The sequence below is a fragment of the Desmospora activa DSM 45169 genome, assembly GCF_003046315.1.
GTDB lineage: Bacteria > Bacillota > Bacilli > Thermoactinomycetales > DSM-45169 > Desmospora > Desmospora activa.
The window spans coordinates 1,757,489-1,781,312 of the sequence record NZ_PZZP01000001.1; the positions used below are offsets into that span (position 1 = coordinate 1,757,489).

The 23,824-nt window shown below is 49.3% G+C and carries 16 protein-coding genes and 2 pseudogenes; 6 read left to right on the top strand and 12 right to left on the bottom strand.

What is annotated here, in order from left to right:
- Positions 1 to 104 precede the first annotated feature (104 nt).
- The 3 genes from C8J48_RS08575 to C8J48_RS08590 form a co-directional block, all read right to left on the bottom strand.
- Positions 105 to 707: a hypothetical protein gene (locus tag C8J48_RS08575; RefSeq protein ID WP_107725914.1), complete on the bottom strand. Its 603-nt coding sequence runs from the start codon at positions 705 to 707 to the stop codon at positions 105 to 107.
- 274 nt (positions 708 to 981) lie between these two features.
- Complete coding sequence (locus C8J48_RS08585) at positions 982 to 2,478, bottom strand: Na+/H+ antiporter NhaC family protein (protein ID WP_107725918.1); 1,497 nt, start codon at positions 2,476 to 2,478, stop codon at positions 982 to 984.
- Between the two features lie 466 nt (positions 2,479 to 2,944).
- Complete coding sequence (locus tag C8J48_RS08590) at positions 2,945 to 3,283, bottom strand: hypothetical protein (RefSeq protein ID WP_146160465.1); 339 nt, start codon at positions 3,281 to 3,283, stop codon at positions 2,945 to 2,947.
- Positions 3,284 to 3,703: 420 nt separating this feature from the next.
- On the opposite strand from C8J48_RS08590, the gene C8J48_RS08595 reads away from it, so the two are divergent.
- Together C8J48_RS08595 and C8J48_RS08600 are read left to right on the top strand one after the other, a co-directional pair.
- Entirely contained in the window at positions 3,704 to 5,341 is a 1,638-nt protein-coding gene (locus tag C8J48_RS08595) for an SLC13 family permease (RefSeq protein WP_107725922.1), read from the top strand.
- Positions 5,342 to 5,395: 54 nt separating this feature from the next.
- A pseudogene (locus tag C8J48_RS08600) lies at positions 5,396 to 6,745 on the top strand (catalase); the annotation flags it as partial.
- 104 nt (positions 6,746 to 6,849) lie between these two features.
- Here C8J48_RS08600 and C8J48_RS08605 read toward each other — a convergent pair.
- From C8J48_RS08605 to C8J48_RS08625, 4 genes and pseudogenes are all read right to left on the bottom strand, one after another.
- Positions 6,850 to 8,391, bottom strand: coding sequence for a VanW family protein (locus tag C8J48_RS08605; RefSeq protein ID WP_107725924.1), 1,542 nt, complete (start codon positions 8,389 to 8,391; stop codon positions 6,850 to 6,852).
- A 336-nt stretch (positions 8,392 to 8,727) separates the two neighbouring features.
- Positions 8,728 to 9,774: pseudogene (locus C8J48_RS08610) on the bottom strand (endo-1,4-beta-xylanase); the annotation flags it as partial.
- Positions 9,775 to 10,405: 631 nt separating this feature from the next.
- Complete coding sequence (gene dapF / locus C8J48_RS08620) at positions 10,406 to 11,245, bottom strand: diaminopimelate epimerase (protein ID WP_107727659.1); 840 nt, start codon at positions 11,243 to 11,245, stop codon at positions 10,406 to 10,408.
- 160 nt (positions 11,246 to 11,405) lie between these two features.
- Positions 11,406 to 14,099, bottom strand: a complete 2,694-nt coding sequence (locus tag C8J48_RS08625; protein WP_107727660.1) for a calcium-translocating P-type ATPase, SERCA-type — start codon at positions 14,097 to 14,099, stop codon at positions 11,406 to 11,408.
- 249 nt (positions 14,100 to 14,348) lie between these two features.
- Here C8J48_RS08625 and C8J48_RS08630 point away from each other — a divergent pair, with 249 nt between their 5' ends.
- The 4 genes from C8J48_RS08630 to C8J48_RS08645 all read left to right on the top strand — a co-directional run bounded on the left by C8J48_RS08630 (position 14,349) and on the right by C8J48_RS08645 (position 19,055).
- Complete coding sequence (locus C8J48_RS08630) at positions 14,349 to 15,440, top strand: class II aldolase/adducin family protein (RefSeq protein ID WP_107725928.1); 1,092 nt, start codon at positions 14,349 to 14,351, stop codon at positions 15,438 to 15,440.
- 13 nt (positions 15,441 to 15,453) lie between these two features.
- Positions 15,454 to 16,257 (top strand): SDR family NAD(P)-dependent oxidoreductase, encoded by an 804-nt coding sequence (locus C8J48_RS08635; protein WP_170105303.1) that lies wholly within the window; start codon positions 15,454 to 15,456, stop codon positions 16,255 to 16,257.
- A 2-nt stretch (positions 16,258 to 16,259) separates the two neighbouring features.
- The gene (locus tag C8J48_RS08640) at positions 16,260 to 17,132 is read left to right on the top strand and encodes a diacylglycerol/lipid kinase family protein (protein ID WP_107725932.1); all 873 of its coding nucleotides are present in this window, start codon (positions 16,260 to 16,262) and stop codon (positions 17,130 to 17,132) included.
- A gap of 213 nt (positions 17,133 to 17,345) precedes the next feature.
- Entirely contained in the window at positions 17,346 to 19,055 is a 1,710-nt protein-coding gene (locus C8J48_RS08645) for an Rqc2 family fibronectin-binding protein (protein WP_107725934.1), read from the top strand.
- Positions 19,056 to 19,290: 235 nt separating this feature from the next.
- On the opposite strand, the gene C8J48_RS08650 is transcribed toward C8J48_RS08645, so the two are convergent.
- From C8J48_RS08650 to C8J48_RS08670, 5 genes are all read right to left on the bottom strand, one after another.
- Positions 19,291 to 19,593 (bottom strand): YolD-like family protein, encoded by a 303-nt coding sequence (locus tag C8J48_RS08650; RefSeq protein WP_170105307.1) that lies wholly within the window; start codon positions 19,591 to 19,593, stop codon positions 19,291 to 19,293.
- A 129-nt stretch (positions 19,594 to 19,722) separates the two neighbouring features.
- Positions 19,723 to 20,895 carry a hypothetical protein gene (locus tag C8J48_RS08655; protein ID WP_107725939.1) on the bottom strand — a complete coding sequence of 391 codons (1,173 nt, stop codon included), beginning with the start codon at positions 20,893 to 20,895 and terminating at the stop codon, positions 19,723 to 19,725.
- An 89-nt stretch (positions 20,896 to 20,984) separates the two neighbouring features.
- Positions 20,985 to 22,268: a TRAP transporter large permease gene (locus C8J48_RS08660; protein WP_107725941.1), complete on the bottom strand. Its 1,284-nt coding sequence runs from the start codon at positions 22,266 to 22,268 to the stop codon at positions 20,985 to 20,987.
- The gene (locus C8J48_RS08665) at positions 22,253 to 22,741 is read right to left on the bottom strand and encodes a TRAP transporter small permease (RefSeq protein ID WP_107727661.1); all 489 of its coding nucleotides are present in this window, start codon (positions 22,739 to 22,741) and stop codon (positions 22,253 to 22,255) included. The genes C8J48_RS08660 and C8J48_RS08665 overlap by 16 nt, the downstream gene beginning before the upstream one ends.
- A 5-nt stretch (positions 22,742 to 22,746) precedes the next feature.
- A complete protein-coding gene (locus C8J48_RS08670) occupies positions 22,747 to 23,796 on the bottom strand; it encodes a C4-dicarboxylate TRAP transporter substrate-binding protein (RefSeq protein ID WP_107725943.1) in 1,050 nt (349 codons plus the stop codon).
- Positions 23,797 to 23,824 lie beyond the last annotated feature (28 nt).

Sequence of the window (23,824 nt, forward strand, 5' to 3'; positions counted from 1 at the left end):
AGTGCTAAAGCATCGACAAACCAACATCAGTCACTGCTGTGCCAACTACACCCCTGTCCACACAGATAAAATGCCGCCGGGTCCCAGGATCGGCGGCCAACTATTCAGATATAAAGGAGTACATCTTTGGAGCGAATGCGGTACATCCAGGCGAGAGCCACCGTCGTCAGAAGCGGCAGCAATCCGATGGGACCCAGCACCCGCAAACTCATATTAAGGATCCCCTCCCATTCATACACCGCCATCAACAATCCGGCAGCGGCCAACCAGCCCACGCCGGCAGACACTATAACCAGTCCGACCATCCGGGCAAACTCCCGCAAGCGCTGTAGATAGTTTCTCTGATCCGCCAATGCCCTGCTTTCTTGCAGCAAAGGGCTCAGGTTTTGCATCAGATTGATTCGTTTTTTATCTTTAATCAAGTTATTTTCCACCACTCGGGTGTAGATAATCGTCACAAAATGCAGTTCATCCTGCAGCTGCGAATGTTTGATTTGATATTCCCGCGCTTTTCCCTCGATCAATACCCGTATCTCGTCTAAAGAAGGAATATATCCTTCCATCACCACACGACAAAACAACAGATCTTCCAATTCCTTATTGGCTAAGCGCGCTTTTCTCCATGTGGCTCCCACCGTTGAATAGTATGTAAAAATAAAGAACGCAACTGAAAAAGAAACGCTAGCTACCACAACCAATAAACCCAACAAACATCACCTTCTCTTTGGTATAAATAGTTCTGATGTACTATGATTATACCGATAAAGACCTGTATTTTGTAAGTCTTATTTATTATTTTTTTCTTCTGTATCCGTTCGAATAACAATTTTTCCTTTAAAACATCACCGGATATTTTCACAAAAAATAAAGAGACCATTTCTCGTTGGAAACAGCCTCCGATCGATGACACCGTGGGTGCGGGTCCCGATTTTCGACTCTGCATTACACCGGAAACCGACCCACCGCCTTTCGACTCAGATATTATTTCTCTTCGTACGGTTGCTCTTTTACTTCTTCACCGTCTTTTCCTTCATATCGCAATCCCCAGCCGGTCAATGCGGCGATTAGCATCACCAGGACTAGGAACCAGCCATGAAAAACAAAGGGGAATGCGGAAGTAGGAGCGATCACCGGCAGCCAATCATACTGCTTCTGTAATTCCGAAATTGTCTGCCAACCTAGTAGCAACGCTGCGCTCCAGGGGAAGATATAACCCAACGCGGAGCTGATCGCATCAAGGAAGTTGGCACGGCGGTAAGGGTGGATCTTCTGTTTCTCGCCGATTTCTTTAACAAAGGGGGCTGCCGCAATTTCAGCGGCGGTGTTGATAGTGATCGCGCTGTTCATCAGGGAGACAATGCCCCAGATCGCCAATTCCGCACGCCGGGTGACCCCCCGGATCCACCGAGTTAAGCTCCGTGTGATCACTTCCATCGTACCACCCAATCGCAACAGATGGGATGCCGCCACAATCAGCAGAATCAAGATGGCCATATTCATATAACCGGCGACACCGTCGATCAGCGCCCCCTCCACCACATTGTCAGAGTCCGGGTTAAACCGGATTAAATCACCAATCGTTCCTAGATTGGTTAAGACAATAATTGGAATGGAACTAAGAATGCCCCAGGTTAGGGAGGTGATCAGATGATGCCCTGACAGCGCCAACACAATTACCAAGAGAAAAGGAAGTAACAAGATTAAACCAGCGGGGTTGGAAGCCTCCTTCATCGCCGCCATGGCGGCAGGATCATCTATTCCTCCACCTCCACCGCCAAAGAGAGCGAACAGAATGAAGGCGGGGATCGCCGCGACAATGCTGTATTTAAAGCGGGAGCGCACCACACCAGGAACATCTGCATTCTGGGTAGTAGCGGAAACAATCGTCGTATCGGATACAGGGGCCAGGTTATCCCCAAAGGCTGCCCCACTTAAAATGGCCGCAAACAGCATCACCGGATCAGCTTCAACAGCGACACCCGCTGGGTACATCAGGGTACAAAAGGCCACCGTGGTACCGTAACCCGTTCCAACCGCAGTGGAAAAAATCGCTGCCAACACAAAAGTGAGGGCGACAAACAACGATCCAGTCATACCGGAAATGTCCCCCAACCAGACAAGGCCTTCAACTAAGCCACCGGATCGCAATACTTGTGCAAACATCCCTGCCCAGAACCAAGCCACGATGGCAATAACACCTACCGGTTGTGCCATTCCATCAAATATCCCCTGAGCATAATCAGACCACTTACTTTTGCAGAGAAGCAGTCCCAGGGCCAATCCAATCACAGCCCCCATCACCAAACCGATCTCAGAGCTTAGTTGCAGCATACTGGTTGCTACCGCCCAGCCGACAAAAAACAGCATCGGCACCACAGCGCCAAATGCCCCCAATCGAAAATTCAGCTGCTTTACCTTATAGCTTCCAACCGCCTCCGCTAACGCATCTTGTTTCTGTTTTTCCCCTTCATTCACCATCCGTTCACCCCTCCTCGTTCCAGCAATAACCTCACCCTTCCCACACTTCTTGTCATCATGTAGACATATTCTACATTAAACTTTATTCAATAAAATCCGTCCCCATTTTACAGTAAACCAAACTGGAAATCTAGTACAGTTGGATGCTTAGAGCAACCAATTATAGTATAATCGAATGTATGAGCGGTGCTCATCCCACTGGTAGTGGGTTCGTTCCTTGAAAATGTCATGGTATGCGGTTCCAGTGGCGAACCAATCTCTCCCACTAGGTAAAACCATGAGAGTGAGATAAAGGAACTAGGACACTGGTAATAGATGTCCCGCCTATGTGAGTACATACGGCTTGGCTGTAGAACTGCATGGGACGGGCTGATGAGACAGCCCTTAGATTGGGAGTTGCACGAAGCAGAAATGGATTGAGTGCGCTAACTACCCAAGAATCCCATCGACTTCAGTCATGGGAGTCTCAAACCTTCAAGTTTCCTTTTTTCCATTCCTTTAACGCTGTCTCCGCATGAAATCCGAGAATCCCCGTAATCCCCTGTAGGTACTGAAGGTTTTTTAGCGCTCGCGTCTCTTCGTATGGAAGGGAATGCACTGCGGCACTCAATTTTACATAGGGATCATCATGATCCATCAAGCTTACCAGTGCCTTGATCCCTTTCTCTGAACGCTTCAACTTATGTAGATGCATCACCTTGAGTTTGTTACATTCATTCGCAGACTGATAATCTCCTTTTTCCCACGCTTGTCCCTGTTGTTGACAGGCATCGATGTACATTTCTACGCTTCTTCGAAAAACCACTTTTATTCTCCTTCCCACGAACCCCTATATCCATACTGTGAAATCCAAAGGCACCACCGGGCACTTAATCTTCCTCCTCTTTAACTACATATAAAGTTCTATATCAAATGGTTGATATCCTTTTTTTGTCGTAGAAAAGGAATAGATGGCATCCGTGGCGAAACTGTCGCAGAAGGCTTTATTTACCGTTGATAAAACACCGTTTTCCATCAAACGATAAAAATGACAAAATCGACCATATACTACTAATTTATTAAATCTACTTCAATTAATTTAATTACCAAAAGCTTATTTTAGTTATCTAAACTTCATAAAACGTTCAAAACCATTTATCCTAGAAAAGGTTATACTTTTACTGCCATTTATTTCTTCTCTCATTTTGTAAGCGTTTTACCTAAAACGGAAAGGTGGTTGCATATTATGAGCAGATCCTTTGTCGCTGCAGCTTGGAATCAACTGTGGCAATCCCATTCACAAACCAAACAATTGCTGCTGTTCGCTATGCCGAAAAAGCAAGCAAAGGATTCAACCCAATCATCCTCAGACAAACAAGTGGCGGATAATCCTGAACCACCTACTTATCGACGTTCCCAACTCGTCGGATTGCTCCTGGGTCCAGCCTTGTTCCTGTGGGCGTTACTGTTTTTCTCTCCTGAGGGATTAAGCGCACAAGGGCAAGCAGTACTGGCTACTACTTTATGGGTGGCGGTCTGGTGGATCACGGAAGCGATTCCCATTCCGGCAACCTCCTTGCTCCCTTTAATCTTACTACCCGTCACCGGCGCTTTAGAGGGAGATGCGGTTGCATCCGCTTATGGGGATCCGATTGTCTTCTTATTTTTAGGCGGGTTTATGATTGCCCTAGCAATGGAAAAATGGAATCTTCATAAACGGATGGCTTTGACGATCATTTCTATGATCGGAACCAGCACACAACGGATCGTGTTGGGAATTATGTCGGCTACGGCCTTTTTATCCATGTGGATCTCCAATACCGCCGCCGTTATGATGATGATTCCGATTGGGACTGCGATCATTTACCAAGTGTCACAAACATTGAAAGATCGATCTTATGAGTATATCAATCGCAAAGGAAACTTTGAAAAGTCAGTCATCCTGGGAACCGGATTCGCTGGCACCATCGGAGGGTTGGCCACACTGATCGGAACGCCTCCCAATGTAATTTTGGCCGCCATGGTTTCCAAGCTGTACGGCATTCAAATCTCTTTTGCCGGTTGGATGTTGATCGGTGTTCCAATTAGTATCATCTTATTGTTCTGTACGTGGTTTTACCTTTCCCGCATCGTTTTTCCGGCTGAACTGAAAGCGTTGCCAGGTGGAAAAGAGATGATCCAGAAGGAATTGAAATCACTGGGAAACACCAGCTCTGAAGAAAAAGCGGTTTTGGCCGTCTTCCTCTTTGCCGCCTTTATGTGGATTTCCCGCTCTTTTATCTGGGACCATTTGATTCCCGGTATTAGCGATACCATGATCGCCATTATAGCGGCTATTATCCTGTTTTTAATCCCGGCATCGCAAAAAGGAAAGCGTGTGCTCGATTGGCAAGTATCCAAGGATGTGCCTTGGGGCGTATTGCTCCTGTTTGGCGGCGGTCTGGCAATTGCTGCAGGCTTTGGCGAATCCGGTTTGGCTGAATGGATTGGCAATCAGTTGACTGTATTGGAAGGCATCAACTTCTTGCTGATCATTGTTGTCACAGCTGCCCTGGTTCTGTTCTTGACGGAGATCACCTCCAATACGGCAACCGCCACCATGATTCTCCCGATTTTAGCTTCCCTGGCGCTGGCGATCAACGTACATCCCTATGCCTTGATGGTGCCAGCAGCTATGGCCGCTAACTGCGCCTTTATGCTGCCGGTCGGTACGCCACCCAATGCGATTATGTTCGCTACCGGAAAGATCGGGATCACTGAGATGGCGAAGACAGGCGTATGGATCAATATTTTCACCCTCATGTTGGTGATTTTGGCAGTGTACTTCTTCTTGCCAATCGCCTGGGGAATCGATTTAACCACCTATCCGGCCAGCATGAAATAAATAACGACCGTTTAAGTGAAGGCCCATAGTGGGCCTTTTCTTATTTTGGTGGCTGATGAGCCAATATCCAAATATACCCGAGCAAAACTTTTTCAGAAGCCCGGACAGAAAACGCCCGTGTTTGTCCGTTTTTCCACTGTTATTCACGGCAACCATTCTCCAGAGACGCTACGAGATCCGAGAGGGTTTGCCGTCAAATTTTATACAGAAGACGGAGATTGGGATTTGGTGGGAAACAACCTAAAGATTTTTTTATCCGAGACGCGATGAAGTTTCCCGATTTGGTTCACGCCTTCAAGCCGGATCCACTTACCAATGTGCGATAGCGAACGTATCTTTGACTTTATCAGCCGAACACCCGAGTCTATGCACATGATTACTTTCCTCTTCTCCCCTTGGGGGATTCCAGCAAACTACCGGCAGATGCAGGGATCCGGAGTAAATACGTACAAATGGGTAAATGAACGGGGTGAATCGGTATTGGTGAAGTATCACTGGGAACCCAAGCAAGGTATTAAAAACCTGACCCAAATAGAAGCGGAAGAGATCCAAGGGAAAAATTTCAATCATGCGACACAGGATCTTTACGAAGCAATCGAGAGAGGGGATTATCCAGAATGGGAGCTGTACGTGCAAATCATGAGCGATGACGAACACCCCGAACTTGATTTTGATCCGTTGGACGATACCAAGTTGTGGCCGATGGATCAGTTCCCCTTTCTCCCGGTGGGACGGATGGTCTTAAACAAAAACCCGGAGGATTACTTTGCAGAGGTGGAACAAGTCACCTTCGGAACTGGAGTGCTGGTGGACGGGCTGGATTTTTCCGACGACAAAATGCTGCAAGGGCGAACCTTCTCCTATTCGGATACCCAACGTTACCGGGTGGGTCCCAACTATCAGCAATTGCCGATCAACGCCCCCAAAAAACATGTGGCTACCAATCTACGAGGCGGCCAGATGGCCTATCACGTCGATGTGGCTCCCGGTCAAAATCCCCATATCAACTACGAACCCTCTTCCTTGGGCGGATTGAAAGAGGTTCAGCAATCCGGCAAAGAACACACCCCCTTTATTCAGGGGCATCTGGTTCGGCAAAGTATCGAACGGCGAAATGATTATAAACAGGCTGGTATGACCTACCAGGCACTGCAAGAGTGGGAACGTGTCGATTTGATCCAAAACTTGATAAACGCTTTAAGGGGATGCCATCAAGACATTCAGGATCGGATGATCGATCATTTTTCAAAGTGTGATTCGGATTACGGACGTCGGGTGGCCAAAGGGTTAAATCAACAAGGAACCGACGGAACTGCGTCAACCCGGGGGCAACTTGGCAATACGGAAGCAACAAAAGCCGTTCAGGATGCGGAAAAGATGGGACATCCCTCTCAGCCTTATTGAATCTCTTAGAAATCACCAATGATTCCGATGTGAATATATCCACCAAAAAACACAGGACGTTTCTCTCCAACACAACGGGGGAAACGTCCTGTTTCTCAGTTGACTTATTCGATTGTCCGTTCATCTTCCGTAGAATCTCCTTCCTCTTCTGGTTGCTGACCTTCCTCCGGATCCTCCGGGGACGTGGTGTCCCCGGGGTTTTCCGGTGGATTTTCCGGCTCATCTCCACCATCCTCATCACCGGGCTCCGGTTCAGGAGCAGGTGGATCAGAGTCAACAGGTGGGTTTGTGGAATGATCGTCCTCTCCCCCATCACTAGGGTTTTCTTGTCCCCCGTTCCCAGGTGTTCTGTCAGGTTGGCCCGTATCCGGCGATGATCCCTTTTGTCCATTGGAAGGTTTTGTGTTGTCCGAATTGGGAGCGGACCCCTCAGTGTTATCCTCCGTTGCAGGGGCCGAATCCAGTTCTTCCTCCGGCAGTGGCTCAAACGAATCGCCCTCCGGCGCAACCATCACCGATGCAGGCGGGATTTCCTTCAGCCGAGGGTTAGCTTCCAATCCCGAAAAAATACGGATGGTTACATATCCCGATCCCACTTCTGTGCGGATTAGAATGGGATGATTCAATGTGTTGCGAAATTGAAAATCTTTTTCTCCTTCTCCCCAGCGGACAAAGGCATCCCGACCGACGGCGACATACCCGTCACGGTCGCTATATGTATGACGTTCAATAATTTCCAGATCAAGCTGATCGACCGCGTTAAACAAGGTGGAAGCCGTCTGGGATATCCCGCCAGCGGGGATTTCATGGGAGATGCCGTCAACGGTGCGAATAACCGTTCCATATTGGTCCTCTGTTCCCACTTCGTTCAAAAAAGAGAGGGTTTCATCAGGATTGACGACCCGTCCATCCAACGTTGTAGCGGATTGGGCAATATTGGCGGCCCGTGCCGTATTTGCAACGTCATAGCGCGTGGTAAAAACGGACCATTCCTTCTCATCCACGACAGCAAAGTCTTCTTCCTGTACTTTCGGGTGCACCGTCATCATCGGAATGGTTTGTGGATGATCGATATAAGAATCCAGTTGCTTTAACCATTTTTCCTCAATGACGGCTACATCCAACACTTTTCCCGGTTCGCTTTGTTCAATAGGATCTCCCCACCGTTTCATCCGAGCATCCTGGGCGGGTTGGTCCACCTCCTGTGCCACGGTTTGCAACCATGCACGCAGCTGCTCACGATCGACACTTTCCGGTCGCTCCCCGTCATAGCCTACACGGGTCAAATCCAATGTCCACGTTTGATCATCGTGGGTAAGGATCAAATGCGGACCGGAAAAAAACCACTGCTCTTGCCATCCCCACCAAGTGCCACCGATCAACAATACCGCCATCAAGGGCAAAACGACACTCCACATTCGGCGGCGGGGTGGTTCCTCCACTTTTACTTCTTCCGCAGATGGTGTCGGCGTCTCCGGTTTTGCGGCGGGTTCTTCCTTCACAGAGGGTTCATCCATTTGTTGATGAGAATCGGCCACTTCAACTTCAGGCAATTCTTTTAGCGTCCGCTCATCGATCGGCGGTCGCTCAACAATCTCTACCTCATGTTTTAGGGATGGATGGTTTGACTCTTTTGATGTTTTCATATTTACCTCCCATCATCCCCACGCTTCTCTTTTCTCTCTATTAACGTTCTATGATCACTTACTCTTATGGTAACGGGGATGAAGGCGTTGATTCCATACAACCTATGTTATATTTTTTGCAAACGGGATTTAGATACGAGAATGGGAGCAAACACACGCTAAAAAGACCGAAGGAAATGCCTATGGAGCATATCCTTCGGTCGTTAGACGAGAGGCTGTACCGCTGTCCAATTTAAGATGTTATTTCGGTCTGCTTCTTGCCTTGTTTCGGCCAATGGATTTGCCGAACACAATGGATCTCTTCCCTATTTTTCGAGACAATCAGAAATCGCTTATCTCATGTTCGTCTATAAATTTCTCTGGATCGATGACGGCGTAATAAGCCGGTTTTGCTTGCATGTCTCTATCGAACAACAATGGACTTTGGTCAGCCCTCCAGCTCGTCGCATCATTCAGTCCCCAGAACGTCACGCGCGAGATGTGCTCAGCGTGTTCCTTATAAAGCTGAAACAATTGAGCATATAAATAACCTTGTGCAACCGCTTCTTCCTCAGTGAGCACGCCCTCGCTTCCAGCTGTAATATCAAGCTCGGTTACGCCTACTTCAACACCTAAGGAAATAAACTTCTCCAAGGAACGTCTTACATTTTCAGGGTTTGTATTTAAATTGTAGTGTCCCTGCATACCGATCCCGTCAATCAGGAGTTCCCCATCATTCTCTGCCGCATAATTCTCATTAATTTCTTTCACCATCTGATAGATGGCTTCCGCTTTGGGTTGATTATCATCGTTGTAATCGTTGTAATAAAGCTTAATATCCCAGCCCTTTTCGTCCAGTACTTCTTTCGCCGCTAAGAAAGCTTGTTCGATATAGTCCGGTCCAATGGCTTGGTACCATCCGGATTGACGCAGTGATGCTTTCCAATCCATTGGGTTCGGTGGGTTATCAATGATCGCTTCGTTGACTACATCCCAAGAAACTACACTTGTTCCGAAATGATCGACAACGGTTTTAACGTGGGTTCTCAAATTTTCAAGCGCTTCCTCTCGACTCAAGGGCTCGCCATTTTCATCAGTATATAGCCACTCCGCCGACTGTTGGTGCCAAACGAGCACATGACCGTGCATCTTCAATCCCTCTTCTAAAACTTTCTCGACAAGCTCATCCTCTTCAGTAAAATCAAATTCTCTTTCGTCGTTATAGGAATAGGCTGGTTTCATGGCATTCTCTGCTGTGGCAAGATTGTGATGCATCGTGAGGAGCTCACGTCTATTGCCTTCCAGGTCTGTAGCTGATACTGCGTTTCCAACTAAGAAATAATCTTCATAAACATCTTTTATCGGAATCAAATCCTTCTCAATTTCACTCGGGTCCGAGCCAGTAGACGGTCTTACATCCTCTTGCTTCTCCACCTCTTCACCTCCCGAAGTTACCTCTTCGGTAAGCGCTTCCAATTTTGCCTTTCCTGCTTTCGTTGCAATACCTAAACCATTGTCAAAGGTTCCACGATAAACCGTTTCCGTTATTGCCTCCGCTTCTGCAACCGGTGTAATCGATCCTGACGGCATCACCAAAAGAGCGACAAGAAGCAATAAAACCAACTTTATTAACTCTTTACTCATTTGTTACACTCCCCCATTAAAAGTTTTTAATTGTTTTACTGGGATCACCTCATCGATTCTGCTACCATAAAACTTGGTTATTTACTGAAAAATTCCTGCTAAAAAAATGATTTTGTCCGCTCAAACAGGCACGAAATCTGGGATTAAGTGCTCAACTTTGACTGCGACTAGGCGGACAAAATCCCGTAAAAGGGCATGGGAATGCTGTTTTACGGGATTTTTGTTTGATTTTCGGGGTAGAAGACGTTGATTCCATACAACCGATGTTATATTTTTTGCAAACGTTTTGACTTTGAGGCTAAGAGCAAACGCGCACCAAAAACGAAGAAGGAAATGCCGGTGAGCATCTCCTTCGATCCTGTCCAAGATCCCCTTCATTAGGTAAAGGGAGTTATTTTCCAAACCTCGATGAAAACGGATAATATTCCCCTTCAAACACCACTTCCGCCCCTCCCGTCATATAGACACGGTTATCCGCCGGCCGCCAGTCGATATCCAGATCGCCCCCTTTGAGATGGACGCGGGCCGTTCGATTGGCGCGCCCAGTCAAAACCGCTGCAACAACGGAAGCACAGGCACCAGTGCCACAGGCCAACGTCTGACCTACGCCTCGTTCCCACACCCGCATTTCCAACTCTGACGGGGAATGAACGGTGACAAATTCCACGTTCGTTTTCTGGGGGAAGAGCGAATGGGTTTCCAGAAGCGGGCCCCACTCCTCCACTGGAAAATGAGCCGCATCCTCGACAAAGATCACCGCATGGGGATTTCCCATGGAGACAGCAGTAATATGGAAGGTTTCTCCCTTTACCTCCACCTGCTGATCAACCACTGTATCCTCGTCTAGCGTGGTTGGAATCGCCTTCCCCTCCAAGATGGGATATCCCATATCTACCCGTACCAGCCCATCGTTTTCCAACCAAACCCGTTGCAATCCGGCACGGGTTTCAACCACCAGTTCCCTGCGGGCCTTTGATATCCGCTCAAAATAGTAGCGTGCCACACAGCGGACCGCATTCCCACACTGCTCCGCTTCGGAGCCGTCTGCGTTAAAGATCCGCATCGCACAATCCCCACTCTCCGCTGGCAGGATGAAAACCAATCCATCGGCTCCCACCCCCAAGTGACGATCACACACCGCTTGCGCCAATTCTGCGGTACCTTCCGGCAGAGTAGCAGCCGCAACTACTACAAAATCATTTCCCAATCCGTGCATCTTAGTAAATTTCATCCCTTGCGGGTGGATCGCATCGATCCCACCCTTTCCTTCCCTTCTGTCCAATTGCAAAAAGCGACCCGGCAGCATGAGCCAAACCGAATCGCTCAATCGATCCCTTCTTCTCATCGAGCGTAACGCAGAAAGACTGGGAATGCAATCCCCTTCTGCCCAATCAGGCGTGAGCGGCCTCTCGGCGACCGATTGGACGCAAAATTTCGATTAACCCTGCCAACAAGGTAGGGATCGAGGCGGCTGCCAAGACGAGCGCCCAATCACGAAAGCCGAGGGCAACGGTGTGAAAGACCGGTTGCAGTGTCGGTGTATACATCACCACCAACAACAACAGCGCCGAGGAGATAACCGCCAACACCAACGGCATATTGGTAAAGGGATTGCGGTGGAAGATGGATTGGGTGGAACGGCAGTCAAACACATAGATTAACTGTGCCAACACCAGTGTGGCAAAGGCGATCGTCTGGGCGCGAACAAGATCGTCCGGTGCCTCGGAATAAGCCAACCAAAACGCTCCCAGTGTAAAGGAGCCGATTAAAAAGCCACGGGTGAGAATTTTCCAGCCCACTCCTCTGGCAAAGATGCTCTCCCGACTGTTGCGGGGATTTCTCTTCATTGTATCCTCCTGGGCAGGGTCTACTCCCAGAGCCATCGCCGGCAGGCCATCAGTCACCAGGTTGACCCACAAAATTTGTATCGGTACCAGCGGCAGCGGCATTCCCGCCAACATCGCCAAAAACATCACCAGAATCTCGCCGACATTACTAGCCAATAAATAGCTGATAAATTTACGGATGTTGTCATAGATGTTGCGCCCTTCCTCAATCGCAGACACAATCGTGGCAAAGTTGTCGTCAGCCAAAACGAGAGAAGAAGCCTCTTTGGAGACATCGGTGCCGGTAATCCCCATGGCAATGCCGATATCCGACGCCTTGATGGCGGGGGCATCATTGACACCGTCGCCGGTCATGGCGACCACATGCCCTCGTTGCTGAAGCGCTTTTACGATTCGCAACTTATGCTCCGGGGAAACGCGTGCATACACTTGGATACGATTCACCTGCTCCAGAAAGGTGCTTTCATCCATCTTCTGCAACTCGGCCCCAGTCAAAGTGAGGCCTCCTTGCGACAAAATGCCTAAGCGCTGCGCAATGGCAACGGCGGTAGTCTGATGATCCCCTGTGATCATCACCGTACGAATTCCGGCCTGGCGACAAGTGCGGATCGCCTCTTTCACTTCTTCCCGCGGCGGGTCGATCATCCCCGCCAGCCCGACAAAGACCAGTTCCCGCTCCGCTGCCGCTTCCTGCTCTGGCAACGCCCCTCTCCACTCGCGATAAGCAAAGCCTAAGTTTCTAAGCGCCATTCCCGCCAAATGTTCGTTGGTTTTTAATACTTCCCGCCGCAACTCATCCGTCAGAGGAATGATACGACCATTTTGCTGTAAATGGGTACAGCGGGCTAACAATACATCCGGGGCACCCTTGGCCAACACTAAGCGCTCCCCTTCCCGCCTTTCCGCCAGCACGGACATCATCTTGCGGTCGGAATCGAAGGGAAACTCCTTTACCCGCTTCCACTCGGCACCCAACCTGTCAGCCGTAAGCCCTCCTTTGGCTCCTGCGACCAACAGTGCTCCTTCCGTCGGGTCCCCATCGATGCGCCAACTTTCCTGTTTTCGTCGTAAGAGCCCTTCCCGCTTTTCCTCGTTGAGCAGGGCGGCATTATTACAAAGCACGGCAATCTCTAACAGGCGCTTCAACTCAGTATCCCGCCGGGGTGTCACCACTTTGCCCCCAACCGTAAATTCACCCTCTGGAATATAGCCGGAACCGCTCACCGCCACCATGTGACCACCGGACCACACATGGGTGACACTCATTTTATTCTGGGTAAGGGTTCCGGTCTTGTCCGAACAGATGACAGAGGCGCACCCCAACGTTTCTACCGAAGGGAGTTTACGCACAATCGCCCGCCGCCTGATCATACGCTGCACACCTAAGGCCAAAGCAATGGTAACAATAGCAGGCAGTCCCTCGGGAATCGCGGCAACAGCCAGACTCACCCCGGCCAAAAACATCTTATAGGCATCATGCCCATGAAAAATACCGGTCACCACCACAACCGCCGTCAACAGCACCGCTACCGTAATCAGCACTTTCCCCAACTGTTCCAGCCGGTTTTGCAGCGGGGTCTGCATCGTCTCCGTCGTTTGAATCAGGTGAGCGATCCGCCCCATTTCCGTCTCCATCCCGGTATGGACGACCACCCCTGTTCCCGTCCCCCGCACGGCCATCGTTCCCAAAAAAGCCATGTTTTTGCGATCCCCTAAGGGAATATCACCGCCGCTGAGAACAGAAGCATTTTTACTGACGGGAACGGACTCCCCCGTTAGCGCCGACTCTTCGATATACAAATTCTCCGCCGCGATCATGCGCAAATCCGCAGGAATGCGGTCCCCGCTCTCCAGGGAAACGATATCCCCCGGCACCAGCTCAGCGGCAGGAATTCGTACCCACTCCCCATCCCGCTTGACCCGCGCAGTGGGTGCGGATAGCTCCTTTAATGCAGACAGCGACCGCTCGGCCCGAAACTCCTGTATAAAGCCCAACACCGCATTTAAGACCACAATCGCCATAATCGCAATCGCATCGGTGTATTCACCCAGGAGGCCAGATATTAGTGTCGCCGCCAGCAGCACCAGCACCATAAAATCTTTAAATTGATTGAGCAACAAGACGATCGGGGAACTTTTTTCTCCTTCCGCCAACTGATTGGGCCCCACTTGTTGCTGACGGGACTTCGCCTCAATCGATTGAAGCCCTTGTTGCGGATCGACGGCGAAATGTTCCATCAGCTTGTCCGTATCCCAGCCGAGATAATGGCTGCCTTGTGACACAGTCCCTCCCCCTTTGTCCCATCCGTCTCATGCCACATCTTATTCAGACAGGCCCTAAAACATGACTCAGACTCTACTAACATCAATAGAGACGGGTCAAACAGGGAACATCGACGAGTCGGTAAAAGGAACTCATCTTCCATGTATAACGGATGTAATCACTGGAAAAATATGAGTAACACTTTTGGGCAGGAGGTTGAAAAGATGAAACCATCATTCACCATCGCGTACCAACTGGAACCCACTCCATCGTTAAAGCGTTTTGCCGCCGGTATCCAAGAAGTGATGGAATCCGAGGGTTACCGCCAAAGTGACGAAAACGATCCTCATATCCAATTGGTGTTTAACGTTGTCGATCCACGACAACCGCGACATTTTCGCCGCAAAGGAAAAGGAACGTTTGTCGTAACCGTGGCGGAAAACCACCAACCGGTGGAAGACACCTTTCGTTCAGGTTATCCAGTCCTGATTCGATCACTGGGGAATATGATGATCTACTTAGATCGCTATCCCGAACAAGGAGGGACCTATTTCATCACATTGGAGCAGGGTTGTTATCCCCTTGCCACCCATGATGGTGATGCTGGATACTATCAGGATATTTTTGAGAGAATTCGTCCTCTTGCCTCCTCTCAGTTGATCATTGACAACACCTTCCACTCCGATTTGCCGGAAAAACTATGGGATGGGGATACAACGACAAATGAATTGATTCAATCCGGCAAAAAGTTGGATGGAATGAATCTGTTACCTGCCCCTTTCCCTATTGAAGAGTTACTTCCTAATGGTGCCTATCGCCATATCCAACGGCTCTACGGCATCGGCGGTCTCAGTTATGGAAACCTGAGCGCCCGCCATGAGGAGAATCAATTTTGGATGAGCGCCAGAGGGGTCAACAAAGGGGATTTACGACAGATCGGGCAGGATATTTTGTTGATCAAAGGCTATAACGCCGACAATTTGTCTATGGAGATCAGCGTACCTGCCAACATTGAACCGAAGCGGGCGTCAGTCGATGCAATTGAACACTGGATGATTTATTCGGAACATCCGGAAGTGGGAGCTATCGTCCATATCCACGCTTGGATGGAGGGTATTCCTTCGACGGAAATCAATTATCCCTGTGGCACGGTACAACTTGCGGAAGCGGTCGCCCAGAAAATCAGAGAGGCGGAAGATCCCTCCCGTGCGGTCATCGGGTTAAAAAATCACGGGCTTACCATTACCGGGAAAGATCTCAATGATATCTTTGCGCGTATTGACGGAAAAATTCTCCCCCAAGTTCCAATGGCATGAAAGGATTATCACAATGAGCCAACGAAACATTCTGATCACAGGAGCATCCAGCGGCATTGGAGCAGAAATCGCACGTCAACTGGTGCAAAAGGGGGATTTCCCCCTTTTAGTGGCGCGGGATGAGGCGAAGTTGCAACAGTTGCGGCAGGATTTGGGTTGCGGTGCCGCCTTCACCTGTGATGTGACCTGTACAGAAGAAGTCAACCGTCTCGCTGATTGCATTTACCAGCGGTACGGTGGGGTGGATGTTTTAATCAACAATGCGGGATACGGCAAGTTTGGAGGATCGATGGAGGTTTCAACCACCGACTATGTGGGCATGATTGAGACCAACTACTTAGGCGCTGTACGTATGACGCGAGCCTTGCTGCCGCAGTTGCTGCAGCGAAACGGGAAGATTATCAATATCGCTTCCATTGCAGGCTTAACCGGCATTCCCAACTTAGCGGCTTATTGCGCCTCCAAGTTTGCCCTGATCGGTTATTCCGAATCCCTGCAATTGGAGTTTGCCCCTCGCATCCAAGTGGGTGTTTTATGTCCCGGACCGGTACAAACCCCTTTTTTCCAGGGAGAAGATCCGGCATCCTGTTTCCCACCCCTGATCCTGGGACGACTGTTGGATACGGAAACCGTGGCACGACACGCTGTCCGTTTGATGGAACGCCCTCGCATCAAAATCATCCCAGCCGGTATGCGGTGGGCGATGCACCTTCGCCATTTCTCACCGCAACTCTACCGCTGGGTGTTAAAGCGGATGTATGATTCTTTTGCACAAAAAAGACCAGTCCAATTAAAACAAGAAGAAAGGATTCCCTGATCATGTATCAGCTCATTGTGAACGAATCCTCAGGAAACGGACGCGGTAGAAAGGTTTGGCGACAAATCCAGCAAATCTTGGAGCAGCAGGCCATCCCCTATCAGATGGAATCAACCCAATATCGCGGACATGCGACCGCGCTTGCCCAAAGTATATCCACCCGCCCCGATATTAAGGCGGTGGTGGCGATCGGGGGAGATGGCACCGTACATGAAGTGGGCAACGGCTTGGTGGGCACCGGCAAACCGTTGGGCTATATCCAGGCCGGTTCGGGCAATGATTTTGCAAAAGCCCAACAGATCCCGACCGATCCCTTTGAAGCCTTTAACCGAGTGTTACGACACCAAGTGCGCCGCATCGATACCGCTAAACTGCATGAACGGTTTCTGATCGGTTTTTCTGGCATCGGATTTGACGGAATGGTAGCCGAAACGGTCAACCGTTCCTCTTTGAAACGATGGTTCGGAAAATTGGCGTATCTATATGCGGCCTTCTACACATGGACCCGCTATCGACCGGTTCAAGCCACCCTAACCATCGACGGCACAACCCGCTCCTACTCCGACTTATGGATGGTAGCGATAACCAATATCCCCAATTACGGCGGCGGAATGTTGATCTGTCCCGAAGCGGATGACGAAGACGGTTCCCTCGATATCTGCTGTGTGAGTCAGATGTCCCATAGCAGTTTTTTAAAAATACTCCCTTCCGTTTTCAAGGGAAACCATGTTCAACATCCCGCCGTCACCCTGACACGGGGGCATACGATCACCATCACATCGGATCTTCCTTTGACTGTCCATGCCGATGGAGAAGTGATCGGTCAAACCCCTCTCTCCATCCAAGTACAACCCCGCTCGTTGGCGATCTTATGATTAAGAACCTATTCTAAATCGTAGTCGCTCAACAACCACTCAAACAAAACAAAGCCGAGATAACGAAATGAACGCGCCAACCATTCCATCCTGATCCCACCCTATAAATTGGTGGTTTTATTTTTTATCAAAATCCCTTCCACCATTCCACAGAAGGACGATTTCCCCCATTTCCTTCTGCGTGCTATACTACGGTGAAAGGGAGGGGAGACCATGTCGTTCGACGGAATCGTAACCCGTGCGGTTGTTCAGGAAGTTGCCACCGCGTTGACAGGCGGTCGCATCGCAAAAATCTATCAACCGACGGAATCGGAGCTTATCTTTCATGTTCGGGCAAAGGGAGGCAACCACCGCCTGTTGCTCTCCGCCCACCCCGCCCATCCCCGCTTTCATCTGACGGAAAAACTGGCGGAACATCCCCTTTCACCACCGATGTTTTGCATGTTAATGCGCAAGCATCTGGAAGGGGGCGTCATTCATGCCCTTACTCAGATTGGCTTAGAGCGGATCATCCATCTTGATATCAAAAGCCGCAACGAACTGGGGGATGAAGTGATTCGCCGTCTGGTGATCGAGATTATGGGACGCCACAGCAATCTGATTCTGATCGATCCCGAATCGGGCAAAATCATAGACGGCATCCGTCGGGTTGGCATCGGCGTCAGCCGCCACCGTCAGGTGATCCCCGGCGCTGTTTACCAACCACCCCCTGAACAGAAAAAGCGGAATCCGTTACAGACGGATCGGGAAACATTCCTGGGCTCGATCCAGTGGAACGAAGGGGCGATCGAGCAACAGCTGATCCGCAATTATATGGGACTAGGCCCACAGATGGCCCGTGAAATCGTCCACCGCGCCGGAATCGGTGACCGTGAGCAGTTGTGGCAGGCCTTTTCCCCCTTGATAGAGCGGATACGGGAACACCGTTATCAACCCACTATCATCCACGCCCGTAAATCCGTATTTGCCGCTATCCCGCTGACGTACTCACAAGGGGAGGCGGAGACATTTGACTCTATCAGTCGCTGCCTAGAGGCGTTTTTTCACGGCAAGGCGGAGCGGGACCGTATGCGTCAGCAAAATCACGACTTGATTCGACGCTTAAAAAACGCCATCGACAAAAACGAAAAGAAGCTGGAAAAGCTGCAAAACGAGTATACATCCACGGAGCGTGCGGACCATTATCGTGTTTGCGGAGAGTTGATCACCGCCTATATGCACCAGATTGAACGGGGCGATATGGAACTAAAGGCCATCAATTACTACGACACCGATGCAACGGAAATCACCATTCCCCTGGAATCACGCCTGACCCCGTCGGAAAACGCCCAACGCTATTTTAAGCTTTACAATAAAGCAAAGTCCGCCCGCAAATGGATTCGGGAGCAACAAGAAAAAACATGCCAAGAAACGGCTTACTTAGAATCGGTGCTGGTCCAGCTGGAAAACGCCACTCCCGCCGAAGCGGAAGAGATCAAAGAAGAGCTGGTGGAACAAGGCTTTCTAAAGCGCCCTTCTACCCGCAAACAGCGGAAGGGAAATCCCCGCCCACAACCTGCTGTCTACCGTTCTTCCGAGGGGATTCCCATTCTGGTGGGACGCAATAATAAACAGAACGATTTTCTTACTCATCGTATGGCTGCTCCCACCGACACCTGGCTTCACACCAAAGATATCCCCGGCTCGCATGTGGTGATCCGCGGCAAAAACTTTGGCGAAGAAACGTTGACGGAAGCGGCACTGCTGGCCGCCTATCACAGTAAAGCGCGGGAATCCAGCCAGATACCGGTGGACTGCACCTTGATCAAACACGTCAAAAAACCATCCGGCTCCCCACCCGGTTTTGTCATCTATGAAGAACAAAAAACGCTGTTTGTCACCCCGGAAGCGCACATCATCCGCAAATTGGAGTCAACAGATTAAGTCAACGCAAAAACAGGCTTCCCCAGTGGATCATAATCCATCAGGAGGAAGCCTGTTTCTTTTTGCGGGTGAGTATCCAGCTTCGCTGCGGAATGAGAACAAGCATGGGAGCGGTCGATGAAGTACCCCAAGGGCACATCCACAAAGCCCACCACTGAGCTTAAAAAGTGACCATAACAGAAATAGACTATGGATGGTAACTACCCAAATATTACGCCTAAAGGAGTGTCGAGTCTCAATCTTCACGCCTGATCGCTTCCACCCCAATCACCGACCGAAACGGAATCAATTGGCGCTCTTCATCGTTTTGTAATACCAACCATTGCTCTATTGGATCAATCCGCACCACAATGCCCGACTGCTGTTGTGGATCCCATTTACCGGCAATCGTCACCGCGATCGGCTCCTGTTTGTGGTAGGATTGTTCGATTAGACGCCCCATCTCAATCAACATCTCTTCGCTTAAGAGCGGTGGTTCGTATCGTTTCTGTTCCCGCCGGGCATCTTCCAATGCCCCCACATGTTCAGGTAAAGTCATGCGATGTCCTTCCCACATTTTGTTCCCACGATGCAACATCACAATCACCTCAAACAGAATCATACCCAAACACGCGTTCTTTTATCTAGCGGGAAATATATCCATCATTTATATCCTTTACGTTAAACCTCACGTAAAAATCCATAAATACAAAAGTCCGAAGCAGAAAGCTGCTATCACTCCTAGCGCCAAAATCGAAAAGCCGATTTGTAGCCACTTTTCTACCCTCGTCTCCCGAAATTCGCAGTACAACGCATACAAAGCAGGTAATATCCAATACCATCCAGTATATCGAGGGTCAAACAAACCCAGCCAATGACCCGCCGCTGCCAATAGACCAACGACTCCAAACAAATAAGTGCCGATGCTTCCCATCAGGTGTCTTTTCCATGTAAGTGTGGAAGAAGGGGGCTCTTCGACAGGAGCAGTGCTCGTTTTTCCCGTTTCAATCCGGGCGCCTGTCTCAACGGATCGACCATCGATCGCCATTTGATACTCATAATTAAGGTTGCCGCTCTCTTTGGCCTGTACCATGATGGTGTGACCCGACCATGTAAACGAGTACCAATTCTCTTCCCGCTCATTCCAAAAGGAACCGGCGGTACTCACCCTTTCTCCATCCACCCATAATGTCCCCCGATTGCGAAAAGGGCTGTGTTCCAGCCGAAACAGATGCCGGCTTCCATCCACCTCTTCCAGCCAGGCATACCCCCCTTCATTCTCTAAAAGAGGGGCGACGGTTATCGCTTGTCCTGTAGTGATAGAGCGACCATCCAGGGAACAATCATAGCGAAAGGTAAAATCCGGTGATTCCCGAATGTGAATCCCGATCCGATGGTTCAACAAGCGCAGAAAATAATCACCCTCACGAGGTTCAACTTCGACTTCCCTTAACGTAGCGACCGTCTCTCCGTTTAACTCCAAAAGGACGGCCCCCGATATCAGCTTGTGACGCATCCCCACTCTGATGCGAGTCTGTGGGAGATCGACATCCCACGCTCGATATCCTCCCTCGCTGGGGGTGGATTCTTGCACCCAAACGCTGTTGTTTGTCACAATGGAGATTCCGTTTAGAGAGCAATCATAGCGCCAACTTGGTGACTCCTCAGGGGAATAAAAAAGGTGAACCCCCAGCACGTGTCCACCAATTACGGTAAGATGATGACTACTCTCTTCTTCCGATGTCTTCCATTCAGCAACCATGCAATCCTCGACTCGAAGGGATCCTATTCTTCCCTCATGTTCCACTGCTACGGTTTGTGTGACACCATTGATATCGACTTGCCAATGTTGCAATCCCATCACTCTTACTCCTCAAAAAATGGCAAAGATCTGCAATCCCCATTATACATTCGCCTGCTCGATTTTGCTCCATTTTCGCCATAAATCCTTTACGAAAACAGACGAGGCAACCAGAGCGAAATTTGCGGGATAAAGGCAACCGCTAAAATAGCAATGATAAGCACCAGCCAAAAGGGCCATACTTCCTTGAGGAAATCTTCAATTTTCACTTTTGTAATCGCTGCCGTGGTAAACATAATTGTGCCCACCGGCGGTGTAATCGTCCCGACACTTAAGCAGAGGATGAAAAACAGTCCAAAATGAACCGGATCAATGCCGTATACTTGCAGCATCGGAATAAATATCGGCGTCAATATAATCAATAAAACATTTCCTTCAACAAACATGCCGATCAGCAGCAAAAAGATCATGACAACGAGCAGAAATAGGGTGGGACTTTCAATCAAACCCGTCACATATTCAGTTAAGGTTTGTGGCACTTGCTCCAAGGTTAAGACCCATCCGAATGCACTGCCAGCAGCAATCATAATCATGATCGTCGCCGTGAGGGTAACGGATTCTTTAAGGGCATGATAGAGCTGGTTTCCGCTCAGTTTGCGGTAAATGATAAACCCTAGAAATAAGGCATACACAATGGCGATCGCCCCTGCTTCCGTCGGACTGAAAACACCGAATCGAATCCCGCCGATAATGATGACCGGCAACAGAATGGCGAGAATCGCATCTTTGGAAGCGATCAAAATCTCTTTTGGTTTGGCGGCCTCTCTTTTACTCGTTTCAAATCCGCGCTTTTGCGCGATCATATGGACAAGAACCAAGAATAGAGCCGTCAATAATCCCGCTGGCACAATCCCCGCTAAAAATAAGTCTCCAATCGAGACATTGCCGATATATCCATACATAATCAAAGCGATGCCGGGAGGAATGATTGGCGTGATTAACGAGGTGGCGGCGGTTAAAGCCGCAGAAAAAGCGGTGGGATAGTTGCGTTTTGTCATTTCAGGAACCAGGATTTTAGATTGCATCGCCGCATCAGCGATATTGGAACCAGATAACCCTCCCATCAGAACACTGAGTAAAATGTTGACCTTCGCCAGGCCCGCTTTCATATGTCCGGTCAAGAGCTGGGCAAAAGTCAGCATCCGCTCGGTAATACCGGTATGGTTCATTAAGATCCCTGCTGTGATAAAAAAGACGATAGCCAGTAACGGAAAGGACTCCACCCCGGCAAGCATGCGTTGAATCAGGATTTCATTGACAACGCTATCATTGGTTAAAAAATAAAAAGCGCAAGCGGCAATCATAGCGTAGGCAACCGGAATGTTGAGCAAGATCAATACAATCATCAAAATCAGTGTCATTGTGAGTTCCACTCGTCGATCCCCCTTTCTTGCATGATGTAGGCGCGATCCCGTCGAATCAATATGCGCATGAGATGGATAATCGCCAATAACGATCCAATCGGAACCGCTATATTGATTACGATGTAGCTTAATCCCAGTACCGGTGTCACTTTTGCCATTCCGTGAATGGCAAATTGCAATCCCCAAAAAATGAACACCACAACCGTAACCAGCAGGATAAACACGAGACGAAACAGTTGGATACGGGTATACCACGGCTCCGGCAGCTTACGAACAAAGTAGTCGATACCGATATGGCTGTTTTGTTTGACCCCGCTGCTAATACCGATAAATGTCAACCAAATAAAAAGGGCGAGACTTGCTTCTTCTGTCCATGTGATCGGATTATTCAAAACAAAGCGACAAAAAACATTGACACTGATCAGTATGATGATGCCACTGAGAGCGGCAACCCCCAGATAATCATCCAGCTTGGTTATCATCGTCTTCAATTGTTACCCCCTCTTTCATCACCGTCGCTCCGGATGTCAGCCAGCAAAGCTTCAATCGTTTGTTGCAAATCGGGGCTCCATTCATCCATTTCCTCATAAATCCCTTTGGCTCGCTGTTGAAACGGTTCTTGATCGATTTCATTAATCTGGATGCCTTGCTCTTTAAATTTCTTTAACACCCGTTTTTCTTCAGAAACAACAATCGCTTTTGCGTACTCCCCCGCGTCATCCCCGCTTTCCCGCAGGATTTTTTCTAACTCATCCGGTAAGGAATCGATAAATGGAGTCCCTGTCACCCACGGACTAATAATCTTTGTATGTCCGGTCAGCGTTAAATGTTTGGCCACCTCGTTTGTCTTTGCCCCCGCCAAAACCGGAAGCGGGTTTTCCGCACCGTCAATCACCCCTTGTTGCAAGGAAGTATACATATCCGCCAGCGGAAGCGGTGTCGGTGAAGCGCCAAGGACACGAAAGGTACCGATATACATCGGATTGTTGGGGACACGAATTTTCATTCCCTTTAAATCTTCCGGCGTATTCACTTCCCGTGTTGTCATCAGATGGCGTTCACCGTAAATCGTATTGGTGGTAACAATATCCAACCCCTGCTGCTGCAACTGGCTGCGCTGCTCTTCAAACCAATCCGTCTCCGTCAGGGCAAATAACTCATCGAAATCATCGACCAAGTAAGGAGCGGTCATCACCCCCACATCCGGAGCAAAATTCATCAAAAAATCATAACCGGTCAGGATAATGACATTGCTGCCCAATTTCGCTTGCTCTACCACATCGGCTTCAGAGCCCAACTGTGAGCTGGGGTACAGGTTGAGTTGTAAGCGGCCCTCACTTCGCTCTTCTGCTAACTCCTTCCACTTATGTGCCAACTGGTCCACCGGTTCACCGGGATGATTGCCGTAAGCAATATTGACGGTGATGGTTTCATCCGTAAAAGGTGAATGAGAGGTAGACGATACGGGAGAGCAGCCTACCAGCACACCAACGAACAAGATGATTGCAGTAAACAAACACCGATGTTGCTGTTTCAACACAATCCCTCCTCGCTTAAGATAGCGC

What these genes read in the sequence shown, in the direction of transcription:
- C8J48_RS08585 (WP_107725918.1), bottom strand. Translation starts at nt 2,478, where the DNA reads ATGGTGAATGAAGGGGAAAAACAGAAACAAGATGCGTTAGCGGAGGCG.
- C8J48_RS08595 (WP_107725922.1), top strand. Translation starts at nt 3,704, where the DNA reads ATGAGCAGATCCTTTGTCGCTGCAGCTTGGAATCAACTGTGGCAATCC.
- C8J48_RS08605 (WP_107725924.1), bottom strand. Translation starts at nt 8,391, where the DNA reads ATGAAAACATCAAAAGAGTCAAACCATCCATCCCTAAAACATGAGGTA.
- dapF (WP_107727659.1), bottom strand. Translation starts at nt 11,245, where the DNA reads ATGAAATTTACTAAGATGCACGGATTGGGAAATGATTTTGTAGTAGTT.
- C8J48_RS08625 (WP_107727660.1), bottom strand. Translation starts at nt 14,099, where the DNA reads ATGGAACATTTCGCCGTCGATCCGCAACAAGGGCTTCAATCGATTGAG.
- C8J48_RS08630 (WP_107725928.1), top strand. Translation starts at nt 14,349, where the DNA reads ATGAAACCATCATTCACCATCGCGTACCAACTGGAACCCACTCCATCG.
- C8J48_RS08635 (WP_170105303.1), top strand. Translation starts at nt 15,454, where the DNA reads ATGAGCCAACGAAACATTCTGATCACAGGAGCATCCAGCGGCATTGGA.
- C8J48_RS08640 (WP_107725932.1), top strand. Translation starts at nt 16,260, where the DNA reads ATGTATCAGCTCATTGTGAACGAATCCTCAGGAAACGGACGCGGTAGA.
- C8J48_RS08645 (WP_107725934.1), top strand. Translation starts at nt 17,346, where the DNA reads ATGTCGTTCGACGGAATCGTAACCCGTGCGGTTGTTCAGGAAGTTGCC.
- C8J48_RS08650 (WP_170105307.1), bottom strand. Translation starts at nt 19,593, where the DNA reads ATGACTTTACCTGAACATGTGGGGGCATTGGAAGATGCCCGGCGGGAA.
- C8J48_RS08655 (WP_107725939.1), bottom strand. Translation starts at nt 20,895, where the DNA reads ATGGGATTGCAACATTGGCAAGTCGATATCAATGGTGTCACACAAACC.
- C8J48_RS08665 (WP_107727661.1), bottom strand. Translation starts at nt 22,741, where the DNA reads ATGATAACCAAGCTGGATGATTATCTGGGGGTTGCCGCTCTCAGTGGC.